Source organism: Vibrio sp. OPT46 (genome assembly GCF_015163535.1).
Classification (GTDB): domain Bacteria; phylum Pseudomonadota; class Gammaproteobacteria; order Enterobacterales; family Vibrionaceae; genus Vibrio; species Vibrio alginolyticus.
In genome coordinates this window covers 1-374 of the sequence record NZ_JADDYG010000299.1, presented here as the reverse complement: position 1 = coordinate 374, position 374 = coordinate 1, and the positions used below count along the sequence as shown (strand labels likewise).

The 374-nt window shown below is 37.4% G+C and carries 1 protein-coding gene; it reads right to left on the bottom strand.

Going from position 1 to position 374, the window contains the following annotated elements; translation table 11 throughout:
- Positions 1-374, bottom strand: a 374-nt coding sequence (locus IQR33_RS14100) for a hypothetical protein (protein WP_193843772.1), incomplete at both ends; no start/stop codon positions are given.

Below are 374 nucleotides of genomic sequence, written 5' to 3'. Positions count from 1 at the left end.
AAATCGATACCTTGATTCGATTCAATGAACTCCTGGAAGGTATTCGTTTCTACCTTAAACCCCTCTCCACTTTTGACTTTATCTAAAAGTGAACTTAGGTTTCCATTTAAACTAAAGCTCGCAATGAGAGAGTTCTCATAACCATTTTCATGAGTCACATCCCAATCTTGCTGTTTCAAATGGTGAAGGGTGTAATAGGTATTGGCCATGCCTTGAGGCACTAGTTTTAAGGTATCTACCATCTCATTTGCTAATGGATGATCAAGGCTTAACTCTTTACCTTTAATTGAACCATTAGAAAACTCACCGTGTTCCATTAGGTTGTCTACAATACGCTCTCTATCTCGGGTAATGATATAGCTATAAACCATAAT